Here is a 16809-nt window from a genome sequence, read left to right as displayed (position 1 = left end):
AAAGTGTTGCTCTTCTTGATTTCTGCCGACAAATCTCACATTTGATAAAGGGTACATTGAGAGTAGTTTCTTTCATATAAAATGATAATTGTGCTTGTGATTAATGAGATGCACGGTACAACGATAAAGTTCGCACTTTTTCTTACAATTTCAAAATTTAAATTCGATAGACTCGAAGAAAAGAGTCCATCGAACTGAGTGAAGTAAGGATTCCAAAGTTGTCCTCTCGTTTGAATCTGTTAATAATATAGATACTAAACCATCCCAATTATTCCCGCCTGTCAGTAAAAAGGTCGTAAATCGAATGCCGTTTACTTCTCGTGTTTTAGTTCTGGTCGGTTTATTCCTGATGTCATCTGTTACCGCCTCTGGGGCAGATCCCTTAGAGATTGAGTCCCCGAAAACCTCACAGGTCATTCAACGAACGGGCGTTGCACCCAGAGTCGGATTTGCTGATGTTAAGGTCTCAGGTAGATTACCCGATGTAATAGACAATGTCACGTGGGAATATCGTGTTGTGCCGCTCGCTGACAAACCAGCAATGAGCACTGCCTGGACGATCTTTAAGCCGAACAGGAAAGGTAAAAAGTTTGAGGGGACAGCGAGGATCAAAGCTGGTGGCTGGTATCGTCTGGAAGTTCGCTGCCGCAAGAAAGACAATGTTTTAAATGTTGGTGCGGTGGAACCAATGGGAGTTGGTGAAGTCTTTCTCGTAGCTGGCCAATCGTATGCGACCAACTGCAACGATGAACGGCTGAAGGTCACAGATCCACAACAGCGCGTGGTTGCTTTCAATGGGGCGAAGCAAACTTGGACTGTCGCCAATGATCCCCAGCCTGCCCCCGATGGAAGCAACGGTGGTTCCATCTGGCCCCCCCTTGGAGATGCACTGGCAGCTGAACTACAAGTACCAGTTGGTTTCGCGAATGTCGGCGTGGCTTCGACTTCATCGAAGCAATGGATGCCTGATGGAAATCTGCATCCTCGATTGGTCTCAACAGGTAAGGCTCTGGGAGGATTTCGAGCCGTCTTGTGGCAGCAGGGAGAATCAGACGTCCTGGGAAAGACTTCAACCGCGCAATATGTCAAGAACCTGCAGTCGATCCGCAACACTGCAATAGAGGTGTGGGGATTTGAACCTCCGTGGCTGCTGGCAAAATCGACTATTCATCCAACAGTTTACAATGATCCTGCTGGAGAAAAACGTATTCGTGACGCCATCGATAGCTTGGTTAAGCAGCCCGGCTTTTTTTCCGGACCAGATACGGATACCCTCAAAGGAGAAAACCGGGGTGATGTTAAATCACGCCGTCACTTTTCCGGAATTGGTCAGCGCAATGCAGGCAAAATGTGGTTAACCGCAATTCGACGTGAAGCGATTCCCGATAAGAAAGCACATAGCGGCTTGCGAGTCGGCGTTGCGGAAGTCGACATCACACCCCCCAGGGGTTTCCCAATGGCAGGTTACTACCATGAACGACTGGCAGAAGGGAGCATTGATCCTCTCAAAGCCAAAGCCATCGTGTTTCGTGACGATGATACATCAGCGGCACTCGTCGTCTGCGATTTAGTTGGGATCGCCACAGATTTCTCAAAAGAAGTTCGTCAAATTGCTTCCGCGAAAACGGGTATTCCAGTGAACAATATTGTGATTGCAGCAACGCACTCACACACTGCCCCTGACTACATGAAAGAACTCTATTTGTATCTCGGTAAAGAGAAACAGCAGGATCTGCGGCTGAAGTATATTGAAAAACTGATTCACGGCCCGGTAAGTGCAATCATGCAAGCTAATCAAAGTGCGAAACCTTCAATACTGCAAGCTGGTTCTGCACAGCAAAAGACTAAAGTTGCATTTAACCGACGATTTGTAATGCGCGATGGAAGTGTGCGCACCTGGCAATCTTTCAGTAATCCTGATGTCGTCCGCGCTGCTGGCCCCATTGATGACGAAATTGGTTTGCTCTCAATACGGAATCCGGAGGACGGAACGCATCGATGTGTACTCAGCAACTTTGCCCTACATCTCGACACAGTTGGTGGGACGAAGTGGAGTGCAGACTATCCTTATTTCATCGAACGTATGTTGCGTGATGAACTAGGTTCCGAACTGATTTCGATTTTTGGAACCGGATGTTGTGGCGATATCAATCATGCCAATCCTGCAACGCCGGTTAGAAATAAGGCGGACTTTATCGGGCATTCTCTTGGCGAATCGATCAGCAAGCAACTCTCAAAATTGAAACTGGTTGAAAACACTAATCTGACAGTTCATTCGAAGGTTGTAAAATTACCGTTACAGGATGCGACGCGTGAAGAAGTCGATCGTTCTATAAAACTTCTCAAGATTGCCAATCAAGGTGGAAAGGTGGATTTTTTTGACCATGTCACCGCTTACAAAAAATTAATACTCGATCAACTTCGTCATCATCAACCACTAGCCAAAACAACCGATCATATCACGTGGGGGCTGAGTCGTTCGTTATCCGGTATCGGGGAGACACTACCAGTTGACGTAACCGTGATGACGGTTGGGACTGACGTCGCGATTGTCTGTCTTCCCGGTGAGGTCTTCGTCGAATTGGGCCTGGCAATCAAGCAGGCTTCGCCGTTCCCGACAACAATCATTGTCGAATTATCGAATGCTGTTGAGACAATCTATATCCCACACCGGGCAGCTTATGCAGGTGGCAGCTATGAAGTGACTAACTCGGCAGTTCAACCCGGTAGTGGTGAAATACTGGTTGAAACCGCTCTGACACTCCTGCGACAAGCGGCAACAGAAAACAAGGCGCATTAAGAAATGTTATACAATCACAAATTCGCTTCTATCCTCACAATCACACTGCTTTTGATAAATCTCTGCGCCCAGGCAGATGAAAAACCAGTCTCCATCATTTCTAAACCGATCAAAGGCCACATCCATCCGTCTATCTGCCGTGCCAGGAACGGAGCATTGATCGTCGTTTTTAAAGGGGACAATGTGTTGATGTGTTCTCATTCAACAGATGCAGGCGAGACCTGGTCAGCCCCTAAGCAGATTCCCACTTCTGCAAAACGTCCCCCAGTTATTCGTAAAGTAAAGAAGTTTGAAGTCTATCCTGGCACAGCCGATACCCTGCCAGACGGCCGCATTCTTGTTACCTGGAACTATATTGCCGACGACAAATCCAATGACGGGTATTACGAACGTGCATTACTTTACACGCTCAGTGAAGATCAGGGACAAACCTGGAACGAACAACAATTGATTGGCCCTATCGATGGCAAGCATCTCGGAGCCGTTCGCCACAACGTACTACCATGGAGCGACGAACGATGGCTATTACCGCTACGTGTTGGTCCGCCACGACTGTTCGAACCACAGACTGAAACGCTCGCTACATACCCCTTAGTTGGACCAGATAAAATCCAACATGAATTCCAACAAATTGTACGGACGTCGACAGAGTCGCTACTGGCTATGGGACCGGTTCTGCTGCGTTCCACAGACAATGGTCAACATTGGTCAGTGGTGAATGGTTTTCCCGCCATTCCCGATAAGCGGGACAATGCCGAAGGTCGATATCTCACCATTCTCTCAAATGGACGTGTCCTTGTCACATGGGGAATCGGCAACAAGAATTATGGTCTGAGATATAATTTATCGATGGACGATGGACAAACATGGGATTCAACTCGAACGATTGTTCTGCTCCCCAAAACACCTGTAACAGCCCGTTACTATTCAGCACGCACAGTTCAGATAAATGACTCTCATATAGGCACGGTGTTTATGAATCGGAATGGGGTTCATTTTCTAAAAGTGCCACTCAAACGCTTGAATGAACCACGTTCAGCAGACAACGAGTCACACTGAATTTTAAGCAATAATATTTAAACTAACTTTTTCAGATCACATAGAGAACTGCGCCAAACCATCACAAATCAATTGCCATTTTAAAAACGATACTTAGATATAAAGACTATGTGAGCTTACACGTCATTCTATTTTCTTGACATTCTTTATGAGGATTGTTCAAATGAATTCGCACATTGATCGTAGTATTAAATTAAAAACGATACGATCCTGGATCATCTCAAAGAGGTTCTCTCATGAACAACAACGATATCAATGATTGGTTTGACGACCACGGTTTGTCTAGTGAAGTACAAAGCCAATTCATTCCCCCTTCCGGCCACTGGCAACTTAACATAGGACAATTTCCGGTTCGAATCCAAACACAGGAGTCAGCAAATCGCATGCGGATTGTTGCTTATATCACCGGAGCGGAAGGCATCAGTATCGCTGAATATCAACTTATGATGGAGGCAAACAGCCATTCCGCTCTGGATGCGCGATATGCTATTGATAACGGGTATATTGTGTCGCTGTTCCTGCACCCTTTCAAAGAACTCGATCTAGTTCAATTCATGCTTGGGTTTTATCAGGTTATTAGTTGTGCTGAAACGTATGGGAGAGATTATACAGGTGGCACACTCTTCTACGGTGCCTCGCAGGAGACAGGTAATGCATCAGCCATGGAGCAAGGCGCAGATAGTTTCCTGGAATCTCTCACATCGAAAATACGTAATATTCGCAACAACTGAATATGTTCTGAGAGGAAGGTATGATCCTTGAAGTTGCTCAAAAGTAATACCCATGCCAGATTTGAATTTCTATGACTGCAAAAAACGCTTTTTTAACAGTGCTGCTGAGTATTGTTGGTTGTGCTTTTCTTGGTGGTCTGGGGAGTCTGATTGTCGACTCTGCCCTGCCGAATTATTACGCAACAGTGTTTCGTCCCAAAGAATCAGCAACAATTGATCCTTTAATTCTGGGAATTCACCTGGGACTCTCACAAGGTGCAACAGTGGGAATCATGTTTGCTTTAGGTGTGCTGGCATTGGCTGCCTATCGGGAAAGTCATTCGCAAGATCAAGAAGATATGAATCAACCCATACAAACTAGTCCAACAACGCGATCCTGGAAAGGAATTTTGCTATGGATCTCTACAACGATCATGTTGGTTCTTTTCTTTTGCACAATCACTTTCGTTTTAGGTGCAATCATTGCGGAACAGCAAAATTATCAAAGACAGACATTAGAAAAACTAGAAAAGCTCGATACCATTCTAGAAACAAGAATGTACCCTGATCTAGAGACAGATTTCTCATCTGCAGCCCAGGTATACCTGACAGGAACGGTTCCAAACCAGGAAACACATTCTGCTTTATTTCAACAACTAGTACAGATTTTTGGCACTGAAGAAGCCGAAAAAATAATCCGCCTAGTCGACGTGAAAGAAACACCAAAGTAATAGAAGTCTTTTTAGAACAAGTTAAACCTTCTTGCAAAACAGATCATGCCATTTCAGGCAGGTCAGAATAACTATTGAAATTCTGATGTTGTTCTCCAAATCGTATGACGCATACGCCATTCTGGACATCTTCATCTTCAATCACTCTGCTAAAATTGTGGTAGAATACATAAACTCCTATTGATTTGTCGGATGAATCATCACACAATTCAAGCTGCATTAGGAACTCCATAACTTGGAATTCATCCCAGCATGCAAAACGCACAATTTGGAAAGAGAACTCATGTTGATACTCCCCGGTCATCAATATCAGTGTTGTGACGGAATTTCTCGTCGTGGTTTTCTTCAAATTGGCGCACTCGCCTTTGGTGGCCTCACGCTGCCACAACTTCTGAGGGCGGAATCGCAATCAGGCGGTAAGGCAACAGGAAAATCGGTCATCAACATTTTCCTGAACGGTGGCCCCACTCACATGGACACCTTCGATCTCAAGCCACAGGCTCCCTCAGAATTCCGGGGGGAATTTCTGCCCATCAAAACTAGCTCGCCTGGCTTGGAAATTTGTGAGTTAATGCCTGAGCTGGCAACAGTTGGCAATCAGTTTTCGATTATTCGTTCTGTGGAAAACTTTAAGAATGAACACAACGCACGTCAGTCGGATTCGGGTTGGTCTGTGAACTCACTGAAAAATATCGGTGGTCGCCCCGGCATAGGTTCAGTCATGTCGAAAATCTTGGGACCAGCTCAAGTAACACCGGAAGGAGCTGCCCCCACAAATCTCGATTTAAGCGGTAGTACGCGGTCTGGTTTCCTCGGCCCGATGCACTCCGCATTTCGTCCCAATTCCCGTGCGCGTGGTAATTTGATACTTGATCGCAGAGTGACACGCGAGCGGCTGGATGACCGTGCCCAATTGCTGAAAAACCTTGACGGAATCAAGCAGGCAATGGACGCCAGTGGGCGGATGATAGCGATTGACAGTTTCACAGAACGGGCAATGGGAATTATTACTTCGGGAAAACTCGCAGACGCTCTCGACACGAAAAATGAAGACCCCAAAACCAAAGAAATGTATGGCATCGGAAAAGACCGCTATTCACGTTCCAATGAATCATTTTTGAAAGCACGACGTTTGCTAGAAGCAGGTGTGCGTTGTGTGTCATTAAATTTTGGTAGCTGGGATACTCACGGCAAGAATTTTGATAGTATGAGAAAACAGCTCCCTCCATTGAGTAAAGCGCTTTCTGCCTTGATCATTGATCTGGATCGTACTGGGCGTCTAGACGACACGATCATTATGATGTCGGGGGAGTTTGGTCGCACGCCACGCGTCAATCGAAATGCGGGGCGTGATCACTGGAACCGAGCCGGGTTCTTCTTCATCGCCGGTGGTGGCATGCGGCATGGTCAGGCAATTGGTAAAACCAACCGCCTCGGTGAATTCCCACAGGAACGGCCTGTGAAGCTGCAGCATATCTTCCATACTGTCTATCACCAACTTGGAATTGACGCAAACAACATCACATTCACTGACCCGAATGGGCGCCCCCAGTATATTGTCGAAGAACGTGAGTTAATTCACGAATTGATTTGAGATAGGCTCGATTGATTTCCAAAATTAGCTAAACCGTCTCTGATAATGAGCAGAAAATATCTAGTGTCTATTTTGGTTCTTCCGGAAGACTTTCGACCAACCCGATGACAGCCCACGTTGTGCCCCAGAAAACAGCCGTCTCCTGCACACGATCTTTTTTCTTCTCTTTCGTACCGCGTACCGGCCATGAACCATCTTTGCGTTGTGTGCTGATAAGAAACTGTTGAGCACGTTTGATTGCATTATCTTGACGCTTCAGTCCTGCGCGGAGTAATGCATAGAGAGCCATTCCTGTTCCCAATGCATCACTTTCTTCATCTACAATCCAACCCCAGCCGCCATCGGGTTTCTGTTGACTGAGTAGTTTGTTCAGAGTCTGATCTCGCAAGCCGGTTTCTTTTCTTTCTTCTGCGAGTAACAACCTCAGTGCATACCATTCAACGCTTTTTCCCGAAGAACTTGCTGCGATATATTTCAGAGCCCGTTCAACAACTTGAGTGTCCTTATTGTTCTCTTCCACAAGCAATGCCAATGTCAGCCACATTGTTGTAACACTCATTGTTTCAGACTTTGATCGCTTTTGAGATGGGAGTTGTCCACCAGGCTTCCATGAACCTTCAGACTGCTGTCCCTCATTCAATAAGGCAATCAACTTTTTCCGAGTTTCACTTTGACCAGGGTCAAGATTATTTGGATCGAAGCTAAATAGAATCTGAACCACACCTTCCCTGTTACCCAGGCCCACCAGTTTTCCTTTGTCATTTTTGGAGAGAGAGGCATCAGTCGCCCAATTGAACCATTCATCCAGTTTCTCGCTCACCTTAAAACCGTTTCGTTTCGCTTCACGAAGACTCCAGAGCATCGTGCCAACTCGGTGACAGGAGACACACTTTTTCTTCTCGATCCACCAGAGTCCCTTTTCTTCAATGTAGGGAATACTACGTTGAATCGCTTCTCGAACTTGTGTCGTCTTTGGTTTGTCTTCAGCAAACACGACACTCGATGTAATGCCAGAATCTGGATTCGACGAAGTTGCTTCTCCATCATCCGCGCGCAGACCAAGTTTGGGATAAAGTATCACGAGCATCATAACAATGAGCCAGTTAATCCTGGAAATTCGAAAAGCCATGATCTTCACCACATCATTCATTTATCGAAGACTTCAAAGAAATTGAGGACCTACCAGTTATATTAACGGAAAACCGTTACAGGAGTAGTCCTCATGGCTGGAGACCGAGGTGAAATTGAGATGAAATATAACGCTTACGCACTCAACTTTTGCTACAAAATACTTTATGACAAGAGTTTACTTAAATCGAATTTTCAGAGTTTCACCGAAATCATTAACTCACTTCATAATCAGGGCAGTTTCGGTTTTAAAGGCTTATTGCTCGCCTTTTCCACAGGATAGAGTGCCTGATGCTCTTCCATACTCGCTATCAATTCTTGCATCATTTTTCGAAGTTGTTTAGGTTTTACGGTAGCCAAGTTATCCTGTTCGAAAGGATCTTCTGCGAGATGATAAAGCTGATAATGAGAACCTTCGGAATCTTTAGAAGGAATATAATGATAGATCACTTTCCAGTCACCATTACGATAAGTGGTGAAGTAATTACTGCGATGTGGCGAATGAGGGTAATGCATCAGAAAGATCTCTTCCCGTGAGCTATCAGGCTTGCCCGTCAATAGTGTATCGAGCTGTACTCCGTCAACGATATGGTTATCCGGTACATCAACTCCTATAAATTTAAGGATCGTTGGGAATAGGTCCTGAACAGCCGCAGTTTGCGTCTGGATTATATCTGCGGGAATCTGCAGTCGCTTCTGATTTGCATTGTCTGGATTCGGCTTTGCCCAGGCTGCAATGAAAGGCACGCGCATCCCCCCTTCATAATGTGCGCCTTTTTTACCACGTAACGGGGCAGCACAAGCAACAGCGTGCTGATGTCCCAGTGGTGCATCCGAGCCATTATCTCCCAGGAAAAAGACGAGCGTGTTTTCAGAAACGCCAAGTGCATCGAGTTGATCCAAAATGTCCCCCAATGATTTATCCATGCCCTCAATCAAGGTGGCAAACGCTTGTGCGCGGGCTGGCTTGCCCGATTTTTTATAATGGTCAGCGAAACGCGGATCAGAATCGAAGGGTGCATGGACTGCGTAATGTGCCATATAGAGAAAGAACGGCTTATCCGTCTTCACAACATCAGCCAGTGCTGACTTAGTTTCCAATGTGAGTGCTTCGGTGAGGAAGGTCTCGGTACCATGGTATTTATCCAAATGAGGAACCGCATGATGTGCTCTTTTCGTGCCAAGGCCATAATTCTTTGTCCCGTAATAACTGCCAGGTGCACCGAAAGAGGCGCCGGCAATATTCACATCGAAACCCAGATTACTAGGATTCGCCCCCGGAAAATCACGCGCTCCAAAGTGGCCTTTTCCCACGTGTATCGTATGATAGCCCTTTTTTTGTAGCAGCTGAGCCAATGTAATATCGTTTTTCTTTAGCCCTTCCCATTTCCACTCAGGCGGTCCCTGTGGGCCCCGGTTATTCTTGGAAGGATTGATCCAGTTCGTTGCATGATGTCGGGCCGCGTTCTGCCCCGTCATAATGGAAATCCGAGTCGGCGAACAGACACTCATCGCATAGAAATTATTGAACCGAATCCCCTGCTTTGCCAGACGTTCCATGCTGGGAGTAATATAGTAGTCGTTGAGCGGATATCGTTTAGGTTTGCCCTTTGCATCAGTCAGAAAAGGAACCGAAGTGTCCATCACGCCCATATCATCCACGAGGAACACCACGATATTGGGTGGCTTTATTTTTTCATTTTGAATATTCGCGGCTTCAGCTTCCGTAATCACGGATAAAGAAAACAGAACTAGAAAAAGGCAACTGGCTGCATACAGCAGTTTAGAGTATGAAAAACGAGAACTCATCGTATGTAAACTTTCTATGACTGAACTCACCTGGGAGATAGAGGACTAAATTCGCCACAAGTCCATTGTAAATCGAATATAACAGACCGTGCTTATGAACGTCTAATAGAGTCTTATATTACTAATCAAAATGAGGATTTTCAGGATCACTTGATAAAATTATTTTCATATTAATCAAAGTTGCAAAGCAACTTAATACATTTTGTGATTGCTATGGAATCGATTCGAATACAGTTTGTAATCACTCAAATACATTATCTGACCTTCACAAAGAAGAGCACAAGAAAAAAAGTGCTCATATCAATTGTAACTTACACTGCTGGTTTAGAAATTAGCTTGGACTCAAGAGTAGTCATTTGGTTAAACCTTCAATAGCCATAACATTTAATGTTAACCAAGTGTGAATAAAAATTTATTTTGTGCATATTCTTCCAAATACATATGGACAAACACACAAAATATATTTAGAACAAGAATCACATGTGATAATCTATCTCCTATTTAAAACTAAACATGTAACTCCATCTCATCAGTTTATCACAGTTACAAAAAGCACCCAACTTACACTAAAACACTTTTCTGGAGTTACAAATGATTATCACCAACTGGTTAAATGCGCTACTTTACCGTTTAAAACATCGTCCCCGCTATAATTCCAGAACACGACGAGCAATTCGAAACCGTAGGCACATTGCCTATGCAAACCAACCCGCCTTAGTAGAACTATTAGAAGACCGTACCCTTTTAACTGCTCTGATCATCGACGATGGTGATATTGGCTTCAGCACCTCTGGTTCAGATTGGGTACAAAATACCGGGGTTGAATATTACCAAAATGACACTTACACAATTTTGAGTGGAGGCAGTACCGCTAGCGGATTAAACACAGCTGATTGGTCTTTCTCTACATTGGATGCAGGGACCTATCGTCTTTCCACACATTGGAATGATGGAGTTGGCAGGGCAGATAATGTTCCATTTTCTGTATCAGGAATTATCGGAGGAACTATAAACAGCACCTTCGACATGATCACATTAGACACAGACTTGACTGACGATGGAGTAAACTGGGAAGACTTGGGATTCTATGACGTCGCACAAAATGGTACGTTGACCGTTTCGCTCAGCGACAACCTGGTCAACGGAACAATCTATGCAAACGCCATGCGACTCGAAAAAGTAGACAGTTTTTTGTCAGTCAGTGATGTCAGCGTGAATGAAGATGCGGGAACCGCCACATTTTCCGTTTCTTCTAGTCTCGCAGTGGGAAGTGCCTTTTCAGTTGATTATGCAACTTCAGATGGGACCGCGATTGCTGGTTCAGATTATACGACATCCAGTGGCACGTTGAATTTCGCTGGTAATCTCGTTGGAGAAACTCAAAATATAACAGTTACGATCAATAATGATTCAACTGTTGAGTTTGATGAAAACTACTTAGTTACTTTATCAAACATTCAGGCTACTGGCTTGAATGTTCTCTTTGCAGATTCTCAGGCAACAGGCACGATTGTTGATAATGACAATATCGCTCCTGTTGCAATAAACGAGAGCATTGCGGCAACTGAAGATGGGCTAAATGTTACTACCAGTGTGCTTGCCTCTGATATAAACATTGACGATGATGCCACCACTTTAATCTATGCAATTGTTACACCACCGACTGAAGGTACGGCAACTTCTAATGGCAACGGCACCTTCACCTTCGACCCTGGAGTCGACTTTCAGAATCTAGCAGCGGGTGAAACACGTCAGGTTACTTTTACATTTACTGCTACCGATTCCCATAATGCAATCAGTAATTTAGGAACTGTGACTGTCACCGTCACCGGCGCTAATGACGCACCGGTCGTGACGAATGAAAGCATCGCCGCGACCGAAGATGGATTAGCAGTCAATACCAGCATTCTCGCATCTGACATCGACAGCGATAACAATGCCAACACCTTAACCTACGCCATCACAACTCCTCCCACTGAAGGGACGGCCACTTCAAACGGCGATGGCACATTCACATTCGACCCCGGAAGTGATTTTCAGGATCTGGCTTTAGGAGAAACACGCCAGGTCACCTTCAGCTATACCGCGACTGATACGCATACCACCCTTAGTAATATCGGCACCGTCACAGTCACCGTCACTGGCGTTAATGACGCACCCGTCGTGACGAATGAAAGCATCGCCGCGACCGAAGATGGATTAGCGGTCAATACCAGCATTCTCGCATCTGATATCGACAGCGATAACAATGCCAGCACTTTAACCTACGCCATCACAACTCCTCCCACTGAAGGGACGGCCACTTCAAACGGCGATGGCACATTCATATTCGACCCCGGAAGTGATTTTCAGGATCTGGCTTTAGGAGAAACACGCCAGGTCACCTTCAGCTATACTGCGACTGATACACATACCACCCTTAGTAATATCGGAACCGTCACCGTCACCGTCACTGGCGTTAATGACGCACCCGTCGTGAATGGGACTGTCACGTCTATGGTGACTGAAGATGACAGCCTTTATAACTTGAGTTTACTAACCAACGCGAGTGATATTGATACTAGTAATATTCTTAGTATTGCAAGTCTGACTCTTACAGGTGGAGATAACTCAGGAATAACAGTAATTGGTGATTCCCTCGATATTGATCCCAGTTTCTACACGAGTCTAGCTCAAGGTCAGTTTGAGATTATAACCTATACATATAACGTCATTGATGGAGATGGGGGTTCTGTTGCTCACTCTGTGACAATCACAATTGCTGGAACTAATGTAGAATTATCAGCCAGTAATGTAAGTACTAATGAAATCAATGGTGTAGTGACTTTTACAGTGACTGCAAATAAAGCAGTGGGATCTGCTTACACGATTGACTTTGCAACAGTTGATGGAACGGCACTCGCTGGTATAGATTATACTGCTGTTAATGGAACTTTAAATTTTGCTGGCAATCTTGCCGGAGAAACGCAAACGATCACCGTCAATATTAGCAACGAGACTTCTGTAGAACCTGACGAAACGCTCTTTGTCAATCTGTCTAATATCGTATCTTCTGATCCCAATATTGATCTGATAACTCCTCAACTCACAGGTACGATTCTCAATGACGATTACCTGAAAATCATTGATGATGGTGATGCTGAGTTTAGTCAGACTGGTATCTGGACCCCATTCAATCATTCTAGCTTGTATCAAGGAGATACTTCATATGTTGCCGGTGGTGGTACAGGATTAAATACATCGTCGTGGGAATTTTCGAATCTCCCTGCGGGCACATACCGTGTTTCAGGAAACTGGTCGATTGAGCCAAATCGAGCAACGAATATGCCGCTCACGATCTCAGGCATCATAGGAGGTAGCATTACCAAAACTGTCAATCAGCAAATGCTCTCACAAGATGTTTTTGATGATGGTTTTTACTGGCAGGATATTGGATACTTCGAAGTTGCCGACAATGGTACCATAACGGTTTCAATTTCTGATGATCAGACAGATGGCTTCATTCTAGCTGACGCTTATCGAGTAGAGAGAGTTGACAGTCTACTTTCTATAAATGATGTAAGTGTCAATGAAGAAACAGGCACAGCCACGTTTACAGTAACATCGAATAACGCTGTGGGAACTGCGTTTTCTGTAGACTTTGCGACCGCTGACGGGACTGCGCTTGCTGGTTCCGATTATACCGCCACCAGCGGGACTCTAAATTTTTCTGGTAACCTTGCCGGAGAAACACAAACAATCACTGTCACACTAAGCAGTGATGACACGACGGTTGAGCCAGATAAAGATTTCTTCGTCAATCTATCTAACATTCAGGCAAATAACGTGAAAGTTGAATTATTAACCACGCAAGTAACAGGAACAATCCTCAATGACGACTACCTGAAAATCATCGACAATGGTGATGCCGACTTCAGCCAGGTAGGATCTTGGATAACAAAGACCAACTTTTCTTATTACCAAGATGATTATTCATATACAGATGATGGTGGCACCGGATTAAACACTTCCTCATGGGAGTTCACAAATCTTTATGCGGGTACCTATCACATCTGGGGGTATTGGTTACCCGAACTACACCAACCAACCAATCTACCGGTGACAGTCTCTGGGATCGTAGGGGGAGATATTTCCATGACGGTCAATCAGAGAAGACTGGAACAAGACCTGTTTGATGATGGTGTTCACTGGCAAAGTTTGGGATTCGTAGAAGTTACCAGTAATGGGACAATTACGATTACAATTTCCGATGACCAGATCGATGGTTATGCTCTAGCTGAGGCGTTTCGGGTAGAAAAAGTTAGTTTTGACAGTGCACTTTCCATCGATTCCATAAGTATCAATGAAGATGCGGGAACAGCCACATTTACAGTCACATCGAGCCATGCAGTCGGTTCTGCTTTTTCTGTAGACTATGCCACTGCCAATGATACTGCCACTGCAGGTTCTGACTATACTGCCACCAGTGGTACCCTGAATTTCGCAGGTAACCTTGCCGGGGAAACACAGACCATTACCGTTCCGATTAGCACCGATAATGTTGTTGAAGCTGATGAATATTTCCTGGTTAATTTGACCAACGTTTTTACTTCGGGACCAAACATTGCCCTGTCAGCAGCGCAAGTAACAGGCACGATACTCAAAGACAGCTCTTTGAAAATTATTGATAATAGTGATCCTGGATTTAGTCAAACAGGCACATGGCTTAAAGAACCAGGTTCAGGAAATTATCAATTTGATATCTCAAGTGTGGTTGGTATAGGTGGCACAGGCTTGAATACGTCTTCTTGGTCCTTCACAAATCTTGCTGCGGGAACATATCGTATTTCTGGACACTGGCTTGCTGATCCGATTAATGCGACGAATACTTCTGTCACAATCTCAGGAATCGCAGGCGGCAATGTCAACAAGACTGTTAACCAGCAGACTCTTTCACAAGATGTTTTTACTGACGATGTGTACTGGCAAGACTTGGGATACTTTGAAGTAGACGGTAATGGTACCATTACAATCACGATTACTGATGATCAAGCAAATGGAACTGTTCTCGCTGATGCGTTTCGAGTAGAAAGATTCGATAGTGTGCTTTCCATTGATAACGTCAGTGTCAATGAAGATACGGGTACAGCCACCTTTATAGTCACATCCAGTCTGGCAGTAGGCAGTGCTTTTTCAGTAGATTATTCAACGATCGATGGTACTGCGCTGTCTGCCTCTGACTACACTGCTACCAGTGGAACACTGAATTTTGCTGGCAACCTTGCCGGTGAAACACAAAATATTATTGTCTCAATAGGTATTGATAGTACGGTTGAAATAGATGAATATTTCTCAGTAGAATTATCAAATCTTCAAGCGACAGGTCTCAAAATTGCGTTACTAACGACGCAAGTAACAGGAACAATTCTCAATGATGATTAACCATTAAAAAAGATAAAGAGTTTAATTAAAATGAGATAATCTGACTGGCCGTATCACGGAATCTGAACTTGAGACGTTTTACAATTACATATCAATCCGTAATACTAATCTCAAGTTCGTTTACCGTAAGGCAGTAATTATAATTGATATCTGACGTGTAGCTTGGCTCATTTTGTTGCATGTCTTCTTCGAATATGATTAGCTCATAATCTTTTGATCATAATAATGGGACGTGTACCCTATGTGTCGTTGGCTTGCGTATTCTGGGTCGCCGCTGAAGTTGAGTGTCTTGCTAACGCGTCCGAATCATTCGCTGATTGACCAAAGCCGCCACGCAACTCAAAATGTTGAGAGCTTGAATGGTGATGGATTTGGGGTCGGCTGGTACGGAGAAGATCCCACACCGGGCGTTTATCGTGATACCCATCCCGCCTGGAATGACACAAACTTTCTGCATTTGGCAGAGCATGTTCGTTCGGGGCTCTTTCTGGCACATATTCGTGCTGCGACCGGAACCCCGGTACAGAAAACCAACTGCCATCCCTTTTCGTTCGAAAACTGGTTGTTTCAGCATAACGGTTCCGTACCCGATTTTCGTTCTCTTAAGCGCCGACTACTATTTGATATTGATCCTGAATTGTTTCCTTATCTGGAAGGATCAACGGATTCAGAGATTTTATTCTTTTTGGCGATCACATTCGGGCTGAGAGACGATCCCCCAACGGCCCTAGCCAGGATGATCGGGCATGTCGAACAAGCCCGCACAGCCGCTGGCATTCAGCAGCCCATTTTCTTCAGTGCCTGTACGACGAATGGAGAACGATTGTGGGCCGTGCGGTACTCCAGCAACCAACGATCTCGGACACTGTATCACAGTTGCCATCTGGGTGCCTTACACGATATTGATGGGTCGTATGATGCTTTGCCGAGTGATGCAATTATTGTGGTATCTGAGCCATTGGATGATCTCACTAAACATTGGCAGGCTGTGCCTGAGTCTTCCTTGCTCATCGTCGAAAACGGCACAGCAAGTGTAACACCTTTTTCACCAGCATCCTGATCAATAAGTCAGAAAAAATTTAGATGCCGTCTTGACTCCTGAGACATAATGTCCTACCTTACCTGCGACAGCTCGTCCTATGTATTCCAAGAGGGACTTCATGGTAAGAAAATCGCGCGATGTGACTGAAGCAGAACTCAGTGTTTTGCAGGTGCTATGGCAACAAGGTCCGATGACAATCCGAGAGATTGCAGAGATTTTGGAACCGAAACGTGTTGACGCTTACTACTCAACCGTCAAAAAACTACTCGAACGTCTCGAAGCAAAAGGCTTTGTATTACGCGAAGCCGCAGGCATTGCTTTTATTTACGAGGCAACTGTCGCACGGGACGAGTTGGTGGGACGGCGACTGCGAGAGGTTGCAGAAACGCTTTGTGAAGGTTCTCTCACACCACTGCTGACCCAGCTCGCTCAGCACCATGACTTGACCAAGAAACAACAGAAAACCTTAATGGATCTCATTAATGATCTTGCCAAACAGGAAAAACGTTAAACCA

General features: G+C 44.9%; 10 protein-coding genes. 8 read left to right on the top strand and 2 right to left on the bottom strand.

All coding sequences use genetic code 11. The annotated features are described in order from the left end of the window. The first annotated feature begins 304 nt into the window (after positions 1 to 304). The 5 genes from V202x_RS18385 to V202x_RS18365 all read left to right on the top strand — a co-directional run bounded on the left by V202x_RS18385 (position 305) and on the right by V202x_RS18365 (position 6894). Positions 305 to 2800, top strand: coding sequence for a neutral/alkaline non-lysosomal ceramidase N-terminal domain-containing protein (locus V202x_RS18385; protein ID WP_145178048.1), 2496 nt, complete (start codon positions 305 to 307; stop codon positions 2798 to 2800). Between the two features lie 3 nt (positions 2801 to 2803). Continuing rightward, positions 2804 to 3859, top strand: a complete 1056-nt coding sequence (locus tag V202x_RS18380; protein ID WP_145178046.1) for a sialidase family protein — start codon at positions 2804 to 2806, stop codon at positions 3857 to 3859. Between the two features lie 236 nt (positions 3860 to 4095). Next, entirely contained in the window at positions 4096 to 4590 is a 495-nt protein-coding gene (locus tag V202x_RS18375) for a hypothetical protein (RefSeq protein WP_145178044.1), read from the top strand. A 71-nt stretch (positions 4591 to 4661) separates the two neighbouring features. After that, positions 4662 to 5300 carry a hypothetical protein gene (locus V202x_RS18370; RefSeq protein WP_145178042.1) on the top strand — a complete coding sequence of 213 codons (639 nt, stop codon included), beginning with the start codon at positions 4662 to 4664 and terminating at the stop codon, positions 5298 to 5300. A 283-nt stretch (positions 5301 to 5583) separates the two neighbouring features. After that, a complete protein-coding gene (locus V202x_RS18365) occupies positions 5584 to 6894 on the top strand; it encodes a DUF1501 domain-containing protein (RefSeq protein ID WP_145178040.1) in 1311 nt (436 codons plus the stop codon). A 67-nt stretch (positions 6895 to 6961) separates the two neighbouring features. On the opposite strand, the gene V202x_RS18360 is transcribed toward V202x_RS18365, so the two are convergent. Then, a complete protein-coding gene (locus V202x_RS18360) occupies positions 6962 to 8023 on the bottom strand; it encodes a prenyltransferase/squalene oxidase repeat-containing protein (RefSeq protein ID WP_197992952.1) in 1062 nt (353 codons plus the stop codon). 230 nt (positions 8024 to 8253) lie between these two features. Beyond that, on the bottom strand, positions 8254 to 9831 hold the full coding sequence (locus V202x_RS18355; RefSeq protein ID WP_145178036.1) for a sulfatase: 1578 nt from the start codon (positions 9829 to 9831) through the stop codon (positions 8254 to 8256). A gap of 591 nt (positions 9832 to 10422) precedes the next feature. Between V202x_RS18355 and V202x_RS18350 the strand changes: the two genes are divergently transcribed. From V202x_RS18350 to V202x_RS18340, 3 genes are all read left to right on the top strand, one after another. Beyond that, positions 10423 to 15252, top strand: a complete 4830-nt coding sequence (locus V202x_RS18350) for a beta strand repeat-containing protein (protein ID WP_145178034.1) — start codon at positions 10423 to 10425, stop codon at positions 15250 to 15252. A gap of 241 nt (positions 15253 to 15493) precedes the next feature. Next, a complete protein-coding gene (locus V202x_RS18345) occupies positions 15494 to 16312 on the top strand; it encodes a class II glutamine amidotransferase (RefSeq protein ID WP_145178032.1) in 819 nt (272 codons plus the stop codon). A gap of 100 nt (positions 16313 to 16412) precedes the next feature. Then, entirely contained in the window at positions 16413 to 16805 is a 393-nt protein-coding gene (locus V202x_RS18340) for a BlaI/MecI/CopY family transcriptional regulator (protein ID WP_145178030.1), read from the top strand. The last annotated feature ends 4 nt before the right edge of the window (positions 16806 to 16809 follow it).

The organism is Gimesia aquarii (genome assembly GCF_007748175.1).
Taxonomy (GTDB): Bacteria; Planctomycetota; Planctomycetia; order Planctomycetales; family Planctomycetaceae; genus Gimesia; species Gimesia aquarii_A.
This window is presented reverse-complemented; position numbering and strand designations above follow the sequence as displayed.